This window comes from Spirosoma spitsbergense DSM 19989, assembly GCF_000374085.1.
In the GTDB taxonomy this organism is placed as follows: Bacteria; Bacteroidota; Bacteroidia; order Cytophagales; family Spirosomataceae; genus Spirosoma; species Spirosoma spitsbergense.
The window spans coordinates 1-1,456 of sequence record NZ_KB893521.1 but is presented as its reverse complement, the minus strand read 5'-3'; the positions used below and the strand labels follow the sequence as shown (position 1 = coordinate 1,456).

Annotated in this window: 1 protein-coding gene; it reads left to right on the top strand. The window is 33.6% G+C overall.

Translation table 11 applies throughout. From position 1 onward, the window contains the following. Positions 1 to 262 precede the first annotated feature (262 nt). A complete protein-coding gene (locus tag B157_RS35285) occupies positions 263 to 1,099 on the top strand; it encodes an alpha/beta hydrolase (protein ID WP_020603788.1) in 837 nt (278 codons plus the stop codon). Positions 1,100 to 1,456: the final 357 nt, after the last annotated feature.

The window sequence follows — 1,456 nt, the reverse complement described above, 5'->3', positions numbered from 1 at the left end:
CCAAAGCCACATATTCTTCTTCGGTGAAGGGCAGGGAGTGTTCGTCAGGCATGCCCTAAGCTACGACATGGTTGCGACAATTTGAATTGCACCCAGTGGTTCAGCTAAACCATATACCATACCACGTACAAATTTTGTGGACTATAAAATTTTTCCAACACCAAAGGAATGTGTAGATGAGGTTGACGTTGAAATGAATTTTGTGAAGAACCTAATAAACAAGCAATAAAAAAGGTAGCTAACAAATTTAAAAAATAGTCAAATGAAAATTCAACTTATTATCCTTTTTATAATCATTAGTCTTCCTTTTTCGTCTAGTTCTTTAAGAGCACAACAAATTGACAGTAAAATATTAAAGAGTGGCAAGATAAAAACTATCCATTCAAAAGTTTTAAACCAAAAGCGAAAACTATTTATATATAAACCTCAAATAGACATTTTTCCTGAGGAACCACTTCCAGTATTATATATGATGGATGGTGAAAATATTGGAATGGTTGCTGGTATTGTTGACTCTTTAATTAATAGTGGCGACTTCCCACCAATGATTATTGTCGGCATTGCAAATTATAAAGATGAAAGAACTAACGACTTAACACCTGTTCCCCTTGCTACAAATAATTCTTTAGGTGCGACAAAATCAGTTGGTGGTAAGCTTTTCTTAAAATTTATAAAGGATGAGTTAATACCTTTTATAAATAAAGAGTATAAAACAACAAATGAAAAAATATTATTCGGACATTCGCTTGGAGGTTTAATGTCTATCTATTGTTTGTTAATGTACCCTGAATTATTTAATGATTACATAGCGGTCAGCCCATCATTATGGTTGGAAGATGAATATATAATAAAAGAAGCAGAGGCTCTATTTAAAATCAAAAATTATATAAACAAAAATATTTTTATAAGTGATGGAACAGAAGATCCAAATTTTAAATTCGTAGCCAAATTTGATTCTTTGCTACAAAAAAATAAGCAATCGGGATTAGAACATAAATATGCTACTTACAAAAATGAAACACACGATTCTCAATTAATTAAAGCAATACCAGACGGCATAAGATTTATAATTGAAAAACGGAAAGTAGCAAAAAATTGAAAACATTAGAATAAAAACGGCAGCTAACAAGGGGTTTGGCAAAAGTGGGGCAGACGGAATAACAATGAACTTTTGTATTACTATGTGGCTTTTGTTCCAGCTTGACGGAATTCTATTTGACTTTTTGTTGTTATCTTCATCATCAGTTTTTCAATCAGCAGCGGTTCCGGGCAGACGAAATTCTATTTCCCTACCTTCGCCAAGCCCTGTTCGTTAGCGGTCAGGCTAAAAGAAGACAAACCTAACAATAAACAACTAATAAAATTGGTACTCTGACAATTCTTGTGGTTAACTTGGTCTATGCAGGAAACCGACTTCTACCAACAGCTTTTAGCCTTGCCTGATTTGCAGGTGCAG

Excerpts from the sequence above, each read along its gene's own strand:
- B157_RS35285 (WP_020603788.1), top strand. The coding sequence starts at position 263 with ATGAAAATTCAACTTATTATCCTTTTTATAATCATTAGTCTTCCTTTT.